Here is an 18,293-nt window from a genome sequence, read left to right on the forward strand (position 1 = left end):
ATGAAACTACCGCTCCCTGCTCTATCCAGCTGGCGGCTCATCAGTTGGGAACGTGATTCTCGACCACGTACGGAACGTATACGACATCTCGGAACCGGCCCCGACCGACTGACGGGAGACGCAACACGTTACCGAGACGTAGCGGGTGACAGACGCCGAAGGGAGAACGAGAATCGTTGACTCTTTCCGAGTCTTTTTGACGGTCGGGCGGTATCACTTCTCATGGTCTACGAGATAGCGAGTATTCCGGGCGACGGTATCGGTCCGGAGGTCGTCGACGCGGCTCGACCCGTGTTCGAGGACGTCGCGGAGCGACACGGGTTCGAACTTTCTTTCACGCGGTACGACTGGGGCACCGAGCGCCACCTCGAAGAGGGTGCCATGATGCCCGAGAACGGGCTCAAGGAACTCGAGGGGTACGACGCGATCCTGCTGGGGGCGGTCGGTCACCCCGACGTTCCGGATCACGTCACGCTAAACAACCTCCTGCTCCCGATCCGGAAAGGGTTCGATCAGTCGATCTGCAAGCGTCCGGCGATCCTCTTTGACGGCGTCGAGAGCCCGCTCGAGGGGTACGACGGCGGCGACATCGACTTCGTCGTCTACCGGGAGAACACGGAGGGCGAGTACGCCGACATGGGCGGTCAAGAACACCCCGGCCACGACCACGAGGTTGCGGTCCAGAGCGCGGTCTTTACGCGCACCGGGACCGAGCGGATCGTCCGCGCCGCGTTCGACGCGGCGACCGAGCGCGAGGGCCACCTGACGAGCATCACGAAGTCCAACGCCCAGGCACACAGCATGGTGTTCTGGGATCAGATCGTCGAGGAGGTCAGCGAGGAGTACCCCGACGTAACCGTCGAGCGGCTGCTGGTCGACGCGGCGAGCATGGACTTCATTCGCCGTCCCGAGGAGTTCGACGTCGTCGTCGCGTCGAACCTCTTCGGCGACATTCTGACCGATATCGGCGCGATCATCACGGGCAGCATGGGGCTGGCGCCCTCGGCCAACATCGACCCGACCCGGACGTACCCCTCGATGTTCGAGCCCGTTCACGGCAGTGCTCCCGACATCGTCGGCGACGGGGTCGCGAACCCGCTCGCGACGGTCTTCTCCGGCTCGATGATGGTCGCTCACCTCGGCGAGAGCGAGGCCGGTGAGGCGCTGTGGAACGCCGCCACCGACCAGCTCGCGGACTCCGAGGCGCCGCGGACGCCCGATCTGGGCGGTTCGAGCGGCACCGAGGACGTCGTCGAGGATCTGCGGAGCCGTCTCTAGCCGGACGGTTCGGAATCGGCGAGGCCGCGAAAACTGTCTGTTGTCGGCGCTACTCGTTGAGCCAGAGGTCCAGTCCGGTCGTCTCGTCGAAGTTCCGGACGAGCGGCTCCTCGAACGCCCGGAGGTGGACCTCGCCGGCGAAGACGGTCCCGCCCTCGAGGTGGCCCGCGAGGGTCTCGCCGTCCCGTCGGGAGAGGACGGCGTGGGTGTGAGCGAACACGTCGCCGTCGAGTTTCGCTACGTTCCCGACGCAGGCGGCGACCTCGAGCGGTTCGTCGAAGGTGACCGACTGGTATTCCTGGTCGTCCTGGTCGTAGAACCAGATCTCGGCGTCCTGTACCGCGCCCATCGCGTTGAACCAGCCGGCTTCGATCCCTTCCTCCCGAGCGAGGCTCTCGATTTCGTCGCGCCAGTCCTGTCCGGTGTCGAGTCGTGCGAGGAACTCCCGCGTCGGCTCCACTTCCTGGTACTCCATACCGCAACACGCGCAACGTTCCTCAAAAAAGATTGCGGTGGCGGCGACGCGGTCGGCGGGCCGCGACAGCTGTATTCACTCTCGGCGACGGCTGAATAATACGTAAGATTCACTTTCGCTCCACGGGAGGAGTAGCGTATGACCGAGCGCCACGAGCTCGAGCAGCTGTACGTCCACGAGTCGGTCGAAAACGTGATTCCACCGGAGGCGTTCGTCGAGGCGTTCGACGACCTCCCGATTCCGGCCGAACTGGTCGGCGACGGCCGCGAGTACGGTCCGACAAACGCGGTAGCGACCTACGTCCCACAGCCGGAGTATCTGGACGCGGGCTGGGTCCACTGCATTCGCGCCGGCTACGACGAGTTCGACACCGACGAGTACGAACGGGAGGGGGTCCCGCTCACGAACAGTTCGGGGATCCACGGCTCGACCGTCAGCGAGGTCGCGCTCAACTGCATGCTCTCGCTGGCGCGGCTGGGCCATCGCTACCGCGACCACCAGAACGAACGCGAGTGGTGGGAGCCGCCGTACGAACGACCGTTCACCCTCGAGAACGAGCAGGTCTGTGTCGTCGGACTCGGAACGATCGGCGAGGCGACCGCGGCCCGCTGTGACGCGCTCGGTATGGAGGTCGTCGGCGTGCGGCGGTCGGACGAGCCGGTGCCCGGCGTCTCGGAGATCTTCGACCCTGATCGGCTCCACGAGGCGATCGAGGACGCCAGGTTCGTCGTCCTCACCGTTCCGCACACGCCGGCTACCGACGACATGCTGAGCGACGCCGAGTTCGAGGCGATGCGCGAGGACGCCTACGTGATCAACGTCGCTCGCGGACCCGTCGTCGACGAGGACGCGCTCGTCGAGGCCCTCGAAGCCGACGAGATCGCCGGCGCCGGACTAGACGTCTTCGAGACCGAACCGCTCCCCAAGGAGTCGCCGCTGTGGGGGTTCGACGACGTGATCGTCTTTCCGCACAAGGGGTCGGCGACCAACCGGTACCACCTCGACATCGCGGAGCTCGTCGCGGAGAACGTCGAGCGCTACCAGTCGGGCGAGGCGCTGAAAAACCGCGTCGCCTGAGACGGCGGCGAGAACGACCTCAGTTCTCCGTTCGCTGCGCGTCGACGACGGCGACCGCCGCGAGGTTGACGATATCTTTGACCTCGTCGCCCCGCTGGAGGACGTGGACGGGTTTGTCCATCCCCGCGAGCATTGGCCCGGTCGCGTCGGCGCCGCCGAGTCGCTGGAGGAGCTTGTAGCCGATGTTGCCCGACTCGAGGTTCGGGAAGACCAGGACGTTCGCGGGCTCCTCGAGCTCCGAGAACTCGTAGGTGTCGTTCAGGATCTCCTCGACGACGGCGGTGTCGGCCTGCATCTCGCCGTCGACGGGAAAGTCAACGTTCGGGTCGGACTGCAGCCGTCGGGCGGCCTCGCGGGAGGGGCGGGTGCGCTCGTTGTCGACGCTGCCGAAGTTCGAATACGACAGCATCGCCGCGCGGGGCTCGACGTCGAACCGACGGGCGACGTCGGCTGTGTGCCGGGTCACCTCCTCGAGGACGTCCGCGCCGGGAGCCTGGTTGACCGTCGCGTCGGCGATGAAGATCACGCGGTTCTTGAACGCGAGCATGTAGACGCCTGCGGCGTAGTCGGCGTCCTCGCCGGTTCCGATCACCTCGAGGGGCGGACGCAGCGCCGAGGGGTAGTGGTGGGTCAGCCCCGTCAGCATGGCGTCGGCGTCGCCGACGTCGACCATCACGCTGCCGAGGTAGTTCGGATCGCTCCGGACGAGATCGTCGGCCTCGCTGCGGGTCATCCCCTTTCGCTGGCGCTGTTCGTAGAGGTGGTCGGCGTAGTTCTCGTAGTCACCGACGGTGGGGTCGACGATCTCGGGGTCGAACTCGAGGCCGAGCCGGGAGATCGTCGTCCCGATCTCGTCGCGGCCGCCGAGCAACACCGGCGAGGCGATCCCCTCGTCCTGGATCTGGTAGGCTGCCCGGATCATCTTCTCGTCTTCCCCCTCCGAGAGGACGACACGCTTGGGGTCGCTCTTGGCCTTGTTCAGCACGACCCGCATCATCTCGCGGGACTTGCCCAGCCGGGCCTCGAGCCGTTCGCGGTAGGAGTCGGGATCGACCTCGGCGCGGGCTGCTCCCGACTCCATCGCGGCTTTTGCGACTGCAGGGGCGATCTCGAACAGCACCCGCGGGTCGATCGGCTTCGGGAGAATGTACTCGGGACCGAACCGCAGCGGCTGATCGCCGTAGGCCTTGATGACGGCGTCGGGAACGTCCTGCTTGGCCAGGTCGGCAAGCGCCTCGGCGCAGGCGACTTTCATCGCCTCGTTGATCTCGGTGGCCCGGACGTCCAGCGCCCCGCGGAAGATGAAGGGGAAGCCAAGCACGTTGTTGACCTGGTTGGGGTAATCCGACCGACCGGTCGCCATAATGACGGTGTCGTCGCGGGCGGCCTTGGCCTCCTCGTAGCCGATCTCGGGATCGGGGTTGGCCATCGCGAAGATGATCGGATCCTCGGCCATGGATCGCACCATCTCCTGGGAGACGATGCCGGCCGCGGAGAGCCCGACCAGTACGTCGGCCCCTTCCATCGCGTCAGCGAGCCCGCCCTCGGGCAGGTCACGGGCGAACTCCCGCTTGTACTCGTTGACGTCGCCGTCCTCGGCGCGGCGTTCGGTGATAATCCCCGAGGAGTCACACATCGTGATCTTCTCGGGATCGACGCCCAGCGAGACGTAAAAGCGCGCCGTCGCGATCGCGCTCGCGCCCGCCCCCGAGAAGACGACCTCGAGGTCCTCGAGGTGTTTGCCGACGAGCTCAGCGGCGTTGAGGAGGCCGGCTCCGGAGATGATCGCGGTGCCGTGCTGGTCGTCGTGGAAGACCGGGACGTCCATCCGCTCGCGGAGCCGTTCCTCGATCTCGAAGCAGTCCGGCGCCGCGATATCCTCCAGGTTGATCCCGCCGAAGGTCGGCTCCATCGCCGCGGTCGCCTCGACGATCGCGTCCGGATCGTCGAGGTCGAACTCGACGTCGAAGACGTCGATATCGGCGAACCGTTTGAACAGGACGCCCTTCCCCTCCATCACCGGTTTCGACGCCTGGGCGCCGATGTCACCCAACCCCAGTACGGCCGATCCGTTCGAGACGACGCCGACGAGATTCCCCTTCGCCGTGTACCGGTAGGCGTCGTCGGGTCGATCGTCGATGGCTCGACAGGGGCCCGCGACGCCCGGCGAGTACGCGAGCGAGAGATCCCGCTGCGTGCTCGTCGATTTCGTCGTCGCGATCTCGATCTTGCCCGGTGGCTCCTCCTCGTGGTAGTCGAGTGATTCGTCCTCGAGGGACATATGCTACTATGTACCGTATACCACGATAAAGGTGTTTCCACGATAAACGATGATGAACAAGTCGATCGACGATCCCGGGTCTCCGCAAAGGGGTTCGACGCCCGATCGGCCCTCACGGTCGATCGGCGCAAAAACCTACATATGGGACTTGGGCTAGTACTCCGTATGGTCACGATCGAGAACCGCGACGCGCTCGAGCGAACGGACGCTCACGCGGTCGCGCTGGACTGTATCGCCGCCGGAATCGACGCCGCCCACCCCGAACGCGTCGTCGCGGAGTCGCTTTCGACCCACGAGGACGTCCTCACCGTCGCGGGCGCCGAGGACGACGCCACCGAGTACGAGCTCGATCGGTACGAGGACGTCTACGTCGTTGGTGGGGGCAACGCCGCGGGCCACCTCGCGCTGGCGATCGAGGAGCAGCTCGGCGATCGGCTGACCGGGGGCGTCGTCGTCACCGACGACCCCGCGGGCACGTCGGTCGTCGAGGAACGGCGGGGCGATCACCCGATTCCCAGCGAGGACGGCGTCGCGGGCGCCCGGCGCGTCCTCGAGGTCGCCGACCGGGCAGGCGAGGACGACCTCGTGGTCGCCTGTCTCACCGGGGGCGGGAGTGCCCTGCTGCCGGCGCCGTCGGAGCCGATCACGCTGGCGGACCTGCAGTCGGTCACCGAGTCGCTGCTGGAGTGTGGCGCGTCGATCGACGAGATCAACGCCGTCCGCAAACACTGCTCGTCGATCAAGGGCGGCCAGCTCGCCCGGCAGGCGGCGCCGGCGACAGTCGCAACGCTCGTCATCAGCGACGTCGTCGGCGACCGGCTCGACGTGATCGCGAGCGGGCCAACCGCGCCCGACCCCACCACGTACGCGGACGCCCTCGAGGTCCTCGAGCGCTACGAGCTCTCGGTACCCGAGACGGTCTCGGCGTACCTGGCGGCCGGCGACCGGGGCGAGCACCCCGAGACCGTCGCCCCCGACGACCCCCTGCTGGAGTCCGTCCGCGCGCACGTCCTCGGGAGCGGACGGACCGCGCTCGAGGCGGCCCGCGAGGTCGCGACCGACAACGGCTACGAGCCGCTCGTGTTGTCCTCGCGGGTCCGTGGGGAGGCACGCGAGTCGGCGATCACCCACGCCGCGATCGCCGAGGAGTGTGCCGAGACGGGCGATCCGATCACCCCGCCCGCGGTGGTGCTGTCGGGCGGGGAGACGACGGTAACTCTCGCCGAGGACCACGGCAGCGGCGGCCCGAACCAGGAGTTCGTCCTGAGTGGTGCCGTCGAACTCGAGAGCGACGCAGTGGTCGTCGCGAGCGTCGACACCGATGGCATCGACGGCGCGACCGACGCCGCCGGCGCGATCGCGACCGCGGCCGACGTCTCTCGGACGGAGGGACGGCGCGCGCTCGCGACAAACGACGCCCTGCCGATCCTCGAGTCGACCGACGCGATCGTTCGAACCGGGCCGACGGGGACGAACGTCAACGACCTCCGCGTCCTCGTCGTTGCCGAAGACTGAAACGAGACGGCGTCGGTCAGACACTCGCGATCCGGCCGAGTCGGGAGGGCGTGTCGGGCGGTGGGCCAGCCGAGAGCGGACGTCCATGTTCGGTCGGCCGGCAATACCTGCCGAATGCTGTCGCTCAGGGCGGTTCGTTTCGGAAACGTGTGGGACGACGAGGCACAGGATTTATCATAATCGATCCCCCAGAGTCGACTGATGGCTGTTGAAAAGCCACACGGTGGCTTCGCTAACTACGAGGAGTTTCGTGACGGACTCGATCACGAGTACGACGACGTCGAGGAGTACGTCGATCTCGCTGCGGATCTGCGATCGGTCGTCTCGGGCGAGGTGCGCTTCGACGAGTACGCACAGGTCCTGTACGCGACCGACGGCAGTATCTACAAGGCCAAACCGGCCGGCGTCGTGTTGCCCCGTAACGCCGACGACGTGCAAAACGCCGTGCGCGTCGCCGCCGAACACGACGTGCCGATTATGGCCCGCGGCGCCGGCTCGTCGCTGGGCGGGCAGGCTGTCGGCCCCGGCTGTGTCGTGCTCGATATGACGACCTACATGGACGACATCCTGGAAATCGACCCCGATCGTCAGCGAGCGCGGGTCCAGCCCGGCGTCGTCCAGGACCACTTCGACGAGGCGGCCCGGGAGTACGGACTCAAGTTCGCGCCCGACCCCGCCTCGTCGAACCGTGCGACGATCGGCGGCGGTATCGGGAACAACTCGACGGGCGCCCACTCGGTCCGCTACGGGATCTCCGACGCCTACACCGAGGAGCTAGACGTCGTGCTCGCGGACGGCTCGCTGATCCACACTCGCGAGGTCGTCCTCGACTCCCCCGAGTGGGAGGAGATCGTCTCGAAGACCGACCGGGAGGCCGAGATCTACGAGACCGTGCGCGCGATCGTCGAGGAAAACGCCGAGGAGATCGAAGAGCGCTACCCCGACCTCAAGCGCAACGTCTCGGGGTACAACCTCAACAAGGTCGTCTACGAGAACGAGGACGGCGAGGACGTCATCAACCTCTCGAAGCTGTTCGTCGGCGCCGAGTCGACGCTGGGCGTGATCGTCGAGGCCGAGATCAGCCTCGTCACCCTCCCCGAGGAGACCGCGCTCGTCCTCTACTGTTTCGACGACCTCATCGAGACCCTCGAAGCCGTCCCCGAGGCCCTGGAGTTCGATCCCAGCGCCGTCGAGCTGATGGACAGCGAGGTGTTCCGGCTCGCTCGCGAATCCGAGCAGTTCGCCCAGTACGAGGAGCCGATCCCCGACGGCACCGAGGCGACGCTGATGCTCGAGTACGACTCGGAGCTCCACGACGACTTCGAGGAGGCTATCGGCCGGACCAACGAGCACTTCGTCGAGAACGGCGACGCCTTCGACGCCCTGGAAGCCTACACCGAGGAGGATCAGGCCGACCTCTGGAAGCTCCGGAAGGCCGCGATCCCGCTGCTGATGAGCCTCGAAGGCGACCCGAAGCCGTATCCGTTCATCGAGGACGCGACGGTCCCCCCCGAGGAGCTCGCCGAGTACGTCGAGAAGTTCATGGACGTCCTCGAGGACCACGACACCTCCGCCGCCTACTTCGCCCACGCGGGCAGCGGAACCCTCCACATCCGGCCGATCCTCAACCTGAAAGACGACTCGGGGATCCAGACGATGCAGTCGATCACCGACGCGGTCACCGACCTCGTCCTCGAACACGAGGGGTCGTTCTCCGGGGAACACGGCGACGGGCTCGCCCGCACCGCCTTCAACCCGAAGATGTACGGGGAGGATCTCTGGCAGGCGTTCAAGGACGTCAAGTCCGTGTTCGACCCCGATTGGCGGATGAACCCCGGGAAGGTCGTCTACACCGACGAGGAGCCGACGGACATGCGCGAGAACCTCCGGTATGGGCACGCCTACGCCTCGATCGAGCCCCAGACGAAACTCGACTTCTCCGAGGAGGGTGGCTTCTCCCACCTCGTGGAGCTATGTAACGGCTGTGGGACCTGTCGCCAGACCGACGACGTGATGTGTCCGACCTACCGCGGGATGAAAGACGAGATCGCGACGACCCGCGGCCGGGCGAACATGCTCCGGTCGGCGATCTCGGGCGATCTCCCCGAGGAGGAGATGTACTCCGAACGGTTCCAGAAGGAGGTGCTCGATCTCTGCGTCGGCTGCAAGGGCTGCAAGAGCGACTGTCCGACCGGGGTCGACCTGGCGAAGCTCAAGGCCGAGACGAAACACCAGTACCACGAACGGGAGGGCATCGGCCTGCGCTCGCGGCTGTTCGGCAACATCGACACCCTCTCGAAGGTCGGAAGCACGCTCGCGCCCCTCTCGAATCTGGGCCCGAAGCTTCCCGGAAGCCGACGCGTGATGGAGAAGATCGCGGGCATCGCTGCCGACCGGGAGCTTCCCAGCTTCCAGCAGGAGTCCTTCCAGGAGTGGTTCGCGAAGCGCGGCCCACGGGTCGATCCCGACGCGGCCGACCGGAAGGTCGTCCTGTTCCCCGACACGTACACCAACTACAGCTACTCCCGTCCCGGAAAGGCCGCCGTTCGCGTCCTCGAGTCCGCGGGCGTCCACGTCACCGTCCCCGAGGATGTCGGGCCGAGCGGTCGCGCGGCCTTCTCGGTCGGAATGCTCGACGACGCCGAGGAGCGGGCCGTGGCCAACATCGAACGGTTCGCGGAGTACGTCGACCAGGGGTACGAGATCGTCTCGCTCGAGCCCTCGGACGCAGTGATGTTCCAGGACGAGTATCTCGACCTGGCGCCCTCCGCGACCGCCGAGAAGGTCGCCGGCCACTCCTACGGGATCAGCGAGTACATGGACGTCTACCGGCTCGTCGAGGACCTCCCGCTCGGGGAAACCGACGAGACGCTTGCATACCACGGCCACTGCCACCAGAAGGCGACCGGCAAGGACCACCACGCCGTCGGCGTCCTCCGGCGTGCAGGGTACGCCGTCGATCCGCTCGACACCACCTGCTGTGGGATGGCTGGCTCCTTCGGCTACGAGGCCGAACACTACGATCTCTCGAAGTCGATCGGCGAACGCCTCTTCGAGAAGATCGACGAGAGCGAGGGGAGCCCGGTCGCACCCGGGGCCTCCTGTCGGAGCCAGATCGGTGACCGCGACGAACCGACCGAGAAACCACCCCATCCGATCGAGAAGGTGAACGACCTTCTCCCCGCACAGTAACGTCAGATCGGTTTTACGTTTCTAGACTATTCAGGAACGAAGGGTTCCGAATCCGGTTACGAGGACGTCCTCGTTCTGTGCGTATCCTTCTGCTGACATACAATGGTCAGATTATAAATAGAACCATTTATTATACCTTATGATATACGTGATCATGGGACGTTCATAATGAGAAAGGACGGCGCGAGGCGATACGGAACCGCACAGGGGAACGGAAGAACGGCAATCGAACGACGGACCAATCGGGGTGAGCGACACGGATGGTGATGGACATCGTCGTCGCGGCGTTACCGCTCGCGATCGTCGCGGTGTTGCTCATCGGGTTCCTGTGGCCGGCGACGCGGGCGATGCCGATCGCGTGGATCGCCGCGCTCGGCGTCGGCTACGTCTGGTGGAACAACCCGCCGGATTACCTGGCGGGATCGTCGTTCGTCGGGGTGATGACCGCCCTCGAGATCCTGTGGATCGTCTTCGGGGCGCTAGTTCTGCTGTACACGCTGATGCAGGCCGGCGCGTTCGACCGGATCAACAAGGGATTCACCGCCGTCTCCGACGACCGGCGAGTGCAGATCGTGCTGATCGCGTTCTTCCTCGCGACGTTCATCGAAGGCGCCGCAGGGTTCGGGACCCCAGCAGCGGTCGTCGCACCGCTGATGCTGGCGCTCGGCTTCCCGGCGCTGGCGGCCGTCATCGCGGCGCTGATCGGCCACATCATCGCCGTCACCTACGGGGCAGTGGGGACGCCGATCATCGTCGGGATCCAGGACCCGCTGATGATCTACGAGGAGCAGATCGTCAACGACGGGGGGATGAGCGTCGTCGAGTACTCCCACGAGGTCGCGGCCTGGGCGGCGACCTACCACGCGCTGACGGGCTTTCTGATGCCGCTGTTTGCGGTCGGGATGATCGTCTACTTCTTCAGTCCGCCCGGCGAGCGGTCGCTCAAGCCGGCGCTTAGCGTCTGGCCGCTCTGTCTGTTTGCCGGGTTCGCCTTCGCGATTCCCTACTGGGCCGCCGCCTGGTTCCTCACCGCGGAGTTCCCGGCGCTGATCGGGGCGATGGTCGGCGGGGCGATCACCGTCGGACTGCTCCGACGTGGCTACCTCCTGCCGGATGACGAGTGGGACTTCCCGCCGCGCGAGCAGTGGGCCGACCACTGGGTCGGCGCGATCGAACCCGGTGACGACGGCACCGACGAAGCCGTTCCGAACGGTGGCGAGCAGATGTCGCTGCTGAAGGCGTGGTCGCCGTACATCGTGCTCATCGTCCTGCTGGTCGTCACTCGCGTGATCGATCCGATCTCCGAGACGATCACCGATGCGGGTCTCGGAACCGAGTTCGCCGTCGCCGGCGTCGGCGAGTTCACGATCGGCGTGGTGATCCAGTGGTCCGAGATGTTCGGCTACGATCTCTCCGCCGGGATCGAGTGGATAAACGCGCCTGGCTTCTGGCTGTTGCTCAGTGCGATCATCGCGATCGGCATCTTCGGGATGTCGGGCCAGCAGGTGAAAGCTGCCTGGGCCGAAGCGGCCAAGAAGCTGGTCTCGCCGTTTATCGCGCTGATCTTCGTGATCGCGATGGTGCAGGTGATGATCCAGTCCGGCGGCGCACCCGGCGCACCCGAAGCGGGAAGTATGATCGAGATCCTCGCGATCGCAACCGCGGACGCCACCGGGCCGCTGTATCCGGCGCTGGCGGCGCTTATCGGCGCGCTCGCTGCGGCGATGGTCGGCTCGAACACGGTGTCGAACATCACCTTCGGCGGTTTCCAGTTCACGGCCGCACACGAGCTCGACCTGCCCAGCCAGATCGTCGTCGGAACGCAGGCTGTCGGCGGTGCCATCGGTAACCTCGTCGCGATCCACAACATCGTTGCGGCGCTGGCAACCGTGGGTCTCGTCGGCCAGGAGGGTCGAGTCATGCGGCTGAACCTGATCCCCCTGTTCTACTACGCCCTCGTCGTCGGCGTCTGGGCGCTGCTTTTCGTCTACGTCATGCCCGACGTCCTCCCGTCAGTGTTCGACGTCTACTGACGCCGACGGTTCTTTCGGTTCCGTTCTCGATCGGACGATCACGGTTCTGGTAGCCTCGAACCCATCGGTTTCGATGGCCACGACACGCCGAATACGGCGAATAATATCAGAGATAGATTCATATATTTATACTGAGTGTTCTCTGTCAGCGGCACGTCGATGCAGACGTTCTCGTGCTGATCACAATACAAAAGTCACTGAACCGTGGCCGCGATGATCCGACAGTCGTCTCATTACCGTCGAGTCTGATCGTCAAGCGAGGACGCGTTCGAGAGCACGACGGCGAAAGCGACCGGTCGTTCCCGCCGCAGTAACGTGCTCCGATTTTATGATAGTAATGGCGGATATCTCAGTCATGTGTACTAATAAATAGGTCAAACGGGCTGAGACGCTCGCGGGTCGCCACGACGGACCACGCTTCCAGCTGAGGACGGCCCAGGCCACGACTGACAGTCACGGAGTCGGGGCAAAGACGGGTTCGGGAACAGTCGTCGATACTGTTATATCACCGACGCTCGAGGAACGGGTATGGGGTGGCAACACACCACATATTCGTACCCGATCCTGTTCGCGACGGCGGTATCTCTCCTCTTGGGTACGTACACCCTCGCACGTATGCGACGCGACGGTCGATCGCCGACCCTGCTCGCGTTCGCCGCGATGGCCGTCGCGATCGCGATCTGGACCGGGTTTTCGGCGCTCAAGCTCCTCAGCACCGATCCGACGGTGCAGTACCGGAGCTACCTGTTGCTCCACGCCGGCAGCGCCGCCGTCGGCCCGCTTCTCCTGCTGTTCGCGCTCGCCTACACTGACCGGATCCGCTGGCTCACTCCACGGGTCGTCGGCGGCGTGTTCGTCGTTCCGGTCGCGTTTCTCGCGCTCCTGGTGACGAACCCCGCCGACGTGGCGATCATCGACACGCGGGTCGTCGACGCCAACGGGCTCGTCGTCTGGCGGGCGGACCGCGGTCCCGCACACGTCGCGTTGAGTTTCGTCTACGCCGCCCTCATGGCCGTTCTCACGCTCGCCGTCGTCTTCGACGAGTTGCGCCGAACGAACCGAAGCTACTACCCGCAGGCGATCCTGCTGACGATCGCCGTCGTCGCTCCGATCGCCGCGAGTTTCCTCACCGCCGCGGGCGTTCCACCGTTCGGCCGCGAGGACGTCAACCTCGTACCGGCGACGGCAGGACTGTCGGTCGCCGCGCTCGGCGTCGCGACGTTCCGGTACCGGCTGCTGGAGCTGCCCCCGATCGCGTACACGACCGCGATGCGGGACTCGCCCGACGGCGTCCTCGTGGTCGACGCCGACGAACGGGTCGTCCACGCGAACGAGAGCGTTGGTCGGCTGCTAGGGGCGTCCTCGGGGGCCGTCGGCGAGGCGGTCGACACCGTGCTTCCGGAGACGAGCGACGAAACGAACGCCGAACGGACGATCGAGGTCGCGGCGGCCGGGGGCACCCGGGTTCTCGATCTGCGGTCGCAGCCGCTTCGCTGGCAGGACGCGACTGTCGGGCGGGTGATCGTCCTCCGTGACGTCACCGCCCGAAAGCGCTACGAACGCTCCCTCGAGTTGCGAGCCGAACAGGGGGAGCTGCTGAACCGGCTGGTTCGACACGACATCAGAAACGAGATGGGGCTTGTGTTGGGACTCCTGCGTCGAATCGAGCCCGAACTCGAGACGCTCCGCGAGGACGACCCCGAAACGGCGGGTCGGCTTCTGGCCCACACGGACCGGATCAAGGGGAACTGCGAGCACGTCGTCGAGCTCACCGAGACGGTCGGTGAGCTGTTGCGGACGCTCGACCGACGCGAGCGCGAACCGCGGCCGATCGCGCTCGTGCCCGTCCTCGAGAGCGAGGTCGCCGCCGCCGTGGCCGCCTTCGGTCACGCGACCGTCGAGCTCGAGGACGACCTCCCGGACGTGACGGTGCGGGCCGACGGGATGCTCTCGTCGCTGCTCTACAATCTGGTCGCCAACGCCGTTGTCCACAACGACGACCCCCAGCCGACGGTAACGGTTGGAGTCGACGTCTCCGACGAGCGAGTGACCGTCTCGGTCGCCGACGACGGTCCCGGCTTCCCCGACCAGCCGCGGCGGCTGCTGACCGGGCAGACTCCCCTCGCGGAGTACGAGGGCGCGGGGTACGGCCTCTACATCGTTCGGTCGCTGGCCGACGGGTACGGCGCGGAGCTGTCGGTTGCGGAGAACGCGCCGACCGGATCGATCGTCACGGTCGGGCTGGAGCGCGCCGACGCCGCCCGCGAGACGGAGCAGTCAGCCGTGGCTGCGGTCGATCCCGAAGAGTTTCACGGGACGAACACGACCGACCGCGGCTCGAGCGACGGGCGGGTAGAACGGGTGAGTCGATGACCGACCGCACGATCGACGCTCGGGTGGCAGCGACACTCGAGGAGATCGACGTCCTACTCGTCGACGACAACGAGCGGTGGGCGACGTTCATGGCCGAAGAACTAGAGCGACGGGAGCCGTCGCTTCGGGTCGAGTCGGTCTGCAGCGCGAACGAGGCGCTGGCGGTCTTTGCCGAGTCGTCGATCGACTGTCTCGTCGTCGACTACCGGCTGCCCGAGACGAACGGGATCGAACTGGTAGTGCGACTCCGCGACGAACGGCCGCAGCTGCCGATCGTCCTCGTGACCGGCGAGGGCAGCGAGACGGTCGCAACCCGGGCGATCGACGCCGGCGTGACCGACTACCTCCCGAAGGATCCGACGGTCGATCAGGCACCGATCCTGGCCGGCAAGATCCACAACGCCGTCGAGCGCCGCGCGCTCCGGCGGGCGATCGAGGACAGCGAGCAACGGTACCGATCCGTGATCGAACAGAGCCGCGACGCGATCGTCATCGTCCGCGACGGTCGGCTGCTGTTCTGTAACCGACGGTTCGCCGAGTTCGCCGGCTCGACGGCCACGGCGCTCGTCGGCACCGCGTTCGTCGATCGGTTCGTCCACGAGGCCGACCGAAGGCGGTTCCGCGAGATCGATACGGACGTCCTCGCGGACGGCATCCACTACGTTCGACTGGTGACCGACGGCCGGGTGGCTCACTGCGAGTACACGGGTCGAACGATCGCGTACGACGAGGAGCCGGCGACGATGCTGTCGATCAGGGACGTCACCGAGAAACGACTGCGGGAAGTGCGGCACCTGCGGGAACGGAACATCAACCGACGAGTCCAGCGAGCGCTCGTGACCGCGGAGCGTCGAGTGGAACTCGAGCGAGCTGTCGTCGCCGCGCTCGCCCAACAAGAGTACGAGCTCGTCTGGATCGGCGCAGCTGCTGACGGGGAGCTTCGCCCGCAGGCCGTCGCGGGCGATCAGCGCTACGTCGACGCCGTCGACCGCTCGCTCGACGGGACGGAACACGAATGCGAACCGAGCGTCTGGGCGGCACGGACCGGAACGATCCAGGCGATCGCGGATTTCGAGGCGCTGTTCCCGGCCGCGTGGCGGGAGCTGGCGCTCGAGTGTGGGCTCCGAACCGGGATCGCACTCCCGGTCGGGTACGAGGACGTCACCCACGGCGTCCTCGCGGCCTACCGCGGGGAGCCCGAGTCGATCGACAACGCCGAACGTGAACTCCTCGAGGAGCTCGCGGCGACCGTCGGCTACGCGATCACCCATCTGGGCGCCAGGAGGGCGCTCACCGCCGGTCGCGGCGTCGAGGCACGGATCGAACTCCGGGAAGGGACACACTACCTGAGCGAGATCGTCGCGGGCGACGCCGACGACTCGACGCTGGAACCGGTCGTCCGCGGGACCCACGCCGGCGAGGACAACGGGGTCGTCCAGTACGTGACACTGCAGGGCGGAAGCGCCGAGCGGTTCCGCGACGCAGCGAGCGCCCACTCGACGGTCCGCGGCGTCGTTCCGATCGACTCCCACGGGAGTGAGGCGTTTCGACTCACCGTCGACGGACCGACCCCGGAGTCGACCCTCGCACCGTTCAACGCGCTCGTCCGATCAACCAGCATCGCCGCCGATCGATCGGTGATGCGGATCGAACTCCCCTCCAGGGGGAACCTCAGCGCGCTGGTCGATTCGCTCGCGGATCGGTACGGTCGCGTGTCGGTGCTGTCCTGTGTCGAGCGGGAGTGGACGCCCGAGGAGAGCCACTACTCCTTCGACGCGGGCGTGCTGACCGAAAAGCAGGCGATCGCGCTCGAGGCAGCCTATCGTCACGGATACTTCGAACAGCCCCGACGTTCGTCCGCGACCGAAATCGCGACCGCGCTGGGTGTCTCGCACTCGACGTACCTCCAGCACCTCCATGCGGCCCAGCAGAAGGTGTTCACGGCGTTCTACGAGTAGCGGTCGGCATTCGCCCCACCAGTCGGTCGTCGAACCGTCGACCGACGTTCCGAAACGGGACCACTTTAGGCCGAGGGGACGGTAGTGTCCGTATGGTCGTTTGCGAGGCGCTGTGTGTCGGGGATCGTCAGAATCCAGGTACCGATGAGTGAGATCGACAGGCTCACGGCGTTGTTCGTCGAGTCCTCTCGAAATACGGCCCTCTCGTGGCTGCTCCTCGCCGTCCTGGGTGCGAGCTTCGTCGGCGGGATCCTCCTCGGTCGGTACGAATCGGTGTTGTTCAGTGGCGTCGCGATCGCCGTGATCGCGGCTCCGGCGGCCAAGTTCCGCGATCCGACGCTGATGCCGCCGTGGTACTTCGTCGGGCTGATCTGTCTGCCCGTCCTCTGGGAGACGTTCGCACCGAGACCGCTGCTGACGGCCGTCGTCCCGAGTCTCGCACTCGCCACGCTGGGACTGCTGATAGCGGTCGAGCTCCACCGGTTCACGTCGCTTCGCCTCGTTCCGTGGTTCGCTATCACCCTCACCGTGCTCTTTACCCTCGCGATGAGCGGCCTGTTGAACATCGTTCGCTGGTCAGCGGACGTTCTGTTCGGAACGGAGTTCTTGCTCGACGGGCGGGCCCAGGACGCGATCAACGCGGCGGTGATGATCGAGTTCATCTACGCGACTATCGCCGGACTCCTCGCGGGAGCGATCTTCTACTGGTACTTCCGCACCGGAAGCGCGCACGCCTCGCCTCGAATGGCCGCCTCCTCAGCACCCCGAACCGAGGACGAGGACGTCGAGGGCGTCGTACTCAGCAAGCGGTTGGGGATCGCAAAGCGACGACAGCTCCAGCTGGTACGGCTGATGCAGCTCGTTCTCGTTGGCGTCCTCGCCTACGGCGTCTGGACGCTCGAGCTTCCCGTTGCGACCAACGCCGCACTCGCGCTGGTCATCACGTTCATCCCGGTGATACTGGACCGGGACTACCACATCGCGGTCGAGCCCGGACTCGCACTGTGGGTGACAAGCGCCGTCTTTCTTCACGCGCTCGGCACCGCCGGACTGTACGACGCGATCGCCCGCTGGGACAACCTCACGCATACGCTGTCGGCGACGGTCGTCGCGGCTGCGGGCTACGCCACCCTTCGAGCGATCCATCTCCACGGACGGAACATTCACCTTCCGCGGTGGGCGCTGTTTGCGTTTACCGTCGTCTTCGTACTCTCGATGGGCGTCGTCTGGGAGATCCTCGAGTTCTTCGTCGATCAGGGCGCGCTCCGGTTGAACGTCGATCCCGTGCTGGCACAACACGGGATCGACGACACGATCGTCGACATGCTGTTTAACACGCTCGGCGCGATCATCGTTGCGACGTGGGGAACGGTGTACCTCACGGAGATCTCCGAGAGCCTTGCGGAACAGCTCGAGAACCGATTCGACGTCGGCGAATCAGAGCCCTAGAATATCGTACTCCGGGAGAAAGCCAACGGCCTCCAAAAGGCCGTTCGCGACCGCGACGAGAAGTACCATGTAGATCGCGTTCCCGATCGCCGAGAGGAGGACGAATCGGCGCTGCGAGTAACCGCTCAATCCGGCAACGACCGTCATCAGTCCTCGGAGTCCGGGCGTCGCGTTCGAGACACAGATCGCCTTCCCGCCGTACCGGTCGAACTGGCGGTTGATGAACGACATCCGCTTGCGACCGAGACGACGTCTGACGAGGGTCGGGATTCGATCGACGTATGGAACGACGCGAGTGATCCGACTTCCGTCCTCGTGTTCACCTCTGAAGCCCTCGTACAGCACCCACTGTCCCGCCGTCGCAGAACCGACACAGAGGGCAGAAACCACGGTCGTCACCACCAGTCCGGGCTCCGTAACGACGATGTACAGAATCAGGAGGACGGACGGGTGGAGGAGCTTCCCGATCCAGAGCCCCTCGAGGAAGTACAACAGCACGAGCACCGGCGGGCCGATCGTAAGCACCAACTCGACCAACGTCGTATCGAGAGCCATCCCATCCGCTCCCTTCTCACCACCCTTACATAGGAGTTTGGAGGCAGTACTGCACTCCCGTCGAGACGGGTCGAACGGGGTGTCCGATACATTGAAGCCTTTCTGTC

The 18,293-nt window shown here is 65.9% G+C and carries 11 protein-coding genes; 8 read left to right on the forward strand and 3 right to left on the reverse strand.

Annotation, left to right across the window (positions count from 1 at the left end; all coding sequences use genetic code 11):
- The first annotated feature begins 222 nt into the window (after positions 1-222).
- Positions 223-1,278 carry an isocitrate/isopropylmalate dehydrogenase family protein gene (locus NATOC_RS20600; RefSeq protein WP_015323431.1) on the forward strand — a complete coding sequence of 352 codons (1,056 nt, stop codon included), beginning with the start codon at positions 223-225 and terminating at the stop codon, positions 1,276-1,278.
- A 49-nt stretch (positions 1,279-1,327) separates the two neighbouring features.
- On the opposite strand, the gene NATOC_RS20605 is transcribed toward NATOC_RS20600, so the two are convergent.
- Positions 1,328-1,753: a PPC domain-containing DNA-binding protein gene (locus NATOC_RS20605; RefSeq protein ID WP_015323432.1), complete on the reverse strand. Its 426-nt coding sequence runs from the start codon at positions 1,751-1,753 to the stop codon at positions 1,328-1,330.
- Positions 1,754-1,891: 138 nt separating this feature from the next.
- Between NATOC_RS20605 and ddh the strand changes: the two genes are divergently transcribed.
- Positions 1,892-2,830, forward strand: coding sequence for a D-2-hydroxyacid dehydrogenase (gene ddh, locus NATOC_RS20610; RefSeq protein ID WP_015323433.1), 939 nt, complete (start codon positions 1,892-1,894; stop codon positions 2,828-2,830).
- 19 nt (positions 2,831-2,849) lie between these two features.
- Here the strand turns inward: ddh and NATOC_RS20615 are convergent, their stop codons facing one another.
- Positions 2,850-5,111, reverse strand: coding sequence for an NADP-dependent malic enzyme (locus NATOC_RS20615; protein ID WP_015323434.1), 2,262 nt, complete (start codon positions 5,109-5,111; stop codon positions 2,850-2,852).
- Between the two features lie 165 nt (positions 5,112-5,276).
- Here NATOC_RS20615 and NATOC_RS20620 point away from each other — a divergent pair, with 165 nt between their 5' ends.
- From NATOC_RS20620 to NATOC_RS20645, 6 genes are all read left to right on the forward strand, one after another.
- Positions 5,277-6,626: a glycerate kinase type-2 family protein gene (locus NATOC_RS20620; RefSeq protein ID WP_015323435.1), complete on the forward strand. Its 1,350-nt coding sequence runs from the start codon at positions 5,277-5,279 to the stop codon at positions 6,624-6,626.
- A gap of 201 nt (positions 6,627-6,827) precedes the next feature.
- Positions 6,828-9,818 carry an FAD-binding and (Fe-S)-binding domain-containing protein gene (locus tag NATOC_RS20625; protein WP_015323436.1) on the forward strand — a complete coding sequence of 997 codons (2,991 nt, stop codon included), beginning with the start codon at positions 6,828-6,830 and terminating at the stop codon, positions 9,816-9,818.
- A 260-nt stretch (positions 9,819-10,078) separates the two neighbouring features.
- Complete coding sequence (locus tag NATOC_RS20630; RefSeq protein ID WP_015323437.1) at positions 10,079-11,851, forward strand: L-lactate permease; 1,773 nt, start codon at positions 10,079-10,081, stop codon at positions 11,849-11,851.
- A 615-nt stretch (positions 11,852-12,466) separates the two neighbouring features.
- The gene (locus tag NATOC_RS20635; protein WP_245549719.1) at positions 12,467-14,224 is read left to right on the forward strand and encodes a histidine kinase N-terminal 7TM domain-containing protein; all 1,758 of its coding nucleotides are present in this window, start codon (positions 12,467-12,469) and stop codon (positions 14,222-14,224) included.
- The gene (locus NATOC_RS20640; RefSeq protein WP_015323439.1) at positions 14,221-16,182 is read left to right on the forward strand and encodes a bacterio-opsin activator domain-containing protein; all 1,962 of its coding nucleotides are present in this window, start codon (positions 14,221-14,223) and stop codon (positions 16,180-16,182) included. Before NATOC_RS20635 ends, NATOC_RS20640 begins: the two co-directional genes overlap by 4 nt.
- 144 nt (positions 16,183-16,326) lie before the next feature.
- Complete coding sequence (locus NATOC_RS20645; RefSeq protein ID WP_015323440.1) at positions 16,327-17,631, forward strand: hypothetical protein; 1,305 nt, start codon at positions 16,327-16,329, stop codon at positions 17,629-17,631.
- On the opposite strand, the gene NATOC_RS20650 is transcribed toward NATOC_RS20645, so the two are convergent.
- Positions 17,620-18,186 carry a DedA family protein gene (locus NATOC_RS20650; RefSeq protein WP_015323441.1) on the reverse strand — a complete coding sequence of 189 codons (567 nt, stop codon included), beginning with the start codon at positions 18,184-18,186 and terminating at the stop codon, positions 17,620-17,622. The two genes, NATOC_RS20645 and NATOC_RS20650, sit on opposite strands and share 12 nt — an antisense overlap.
- Positions 18,187-18,293: the final 107 nt, after the last annotated feature.

The organism is Natronococcus occultus SP4, assembly GCF_000328685.1.
Taxonomy (GTDB): domain Archaea; phylum Halobacteriota; class Halobacteria; order Halobacteriales; family Natrialbaceae; genus Natronococcus; species Natronococcus occultus.

Excerpts from the sequence above, each read along its gene's own strand:
- NATOC_RS20645 (WP_015323440.1), top strand. The coding sequence starts at position 16,327 with ATGAGTGAGATCGACAGGCTCACGGCGTTGTTCGTCGAGTCCTCTCGA.
- NATOC_RS20625 (WP_015323436.1), top strand. The coding sequence starts at position 6,828 with ATGGCTGTTGAAAAGCCACACGGTGGCTTCGCTAACTACGAGGAGTTT.
- NATOC_RS20635 (WP_245549719.1), top strand. The coding sequence starts at position 12,467 with ATGCGACGCGACGGTCGATCGCCGACCCTGCTCGCGTTCGCCGCGATG.
- ddh (WP_015323433.1), top strand. The coding sequence starts at position 1,892 with ATGACCGAGCGCCACGAGCTCGAGCAGCTGTACGTCCACGAGTCGGTC.
- NATOC_RS20605 (WP_015323432.1), bottom strand. The coding sequence starts at position 1,753 with ATGGAGTACCAGGAAGTGGAGCCGACGCGGGAGTTCCTCGCACGACTC.
- NATOC_RS20620 (WP_015323435.1), top strand. The coding sequence starts at position 5,277 with ATGGTCACGATCGAGAACCGCGACGCGCTCGAGCGAACGGACGCTCAC.
- NATOC_RS20630 (WP_015323437.1), top strand. The coding sequence starts at position 10,079 with ATGGTGATGGACATCGTCGTCGCGGCGTTACCGCTCGCGATCGTCGCG.
- NATOC_RS20640 (WP_015323439.1), top strand. The coding sequence starts at position 14,221 with ATGACCGACCGCACGATCGACGCTCGGGTGGCAGCGACACTCGAGGAG.
- NATOC_RS20615 (WP_015323434.1), bottom strand. The coding sequence starts at position 5,111 with ATGTCCCTCGAGGACGAATCACTCGACTACCACGAGGAGGAGCCACCG.
- NATOC_RS20650 (WP_015323441.1), bottom strand. The coding sequence starts at position 18,186 with ATGGCTCTCGATACGACGTTGGTCGAGTTGGTGCTTACGATCGGCCCG.
- NATOC_RS20600 (WP_015323431.1), top strand. The coding sequence starts at position 223 with ATGGTCTACGAGATAGCGAGTATTCCGGGCGACGGTATCGGTCCGGAG.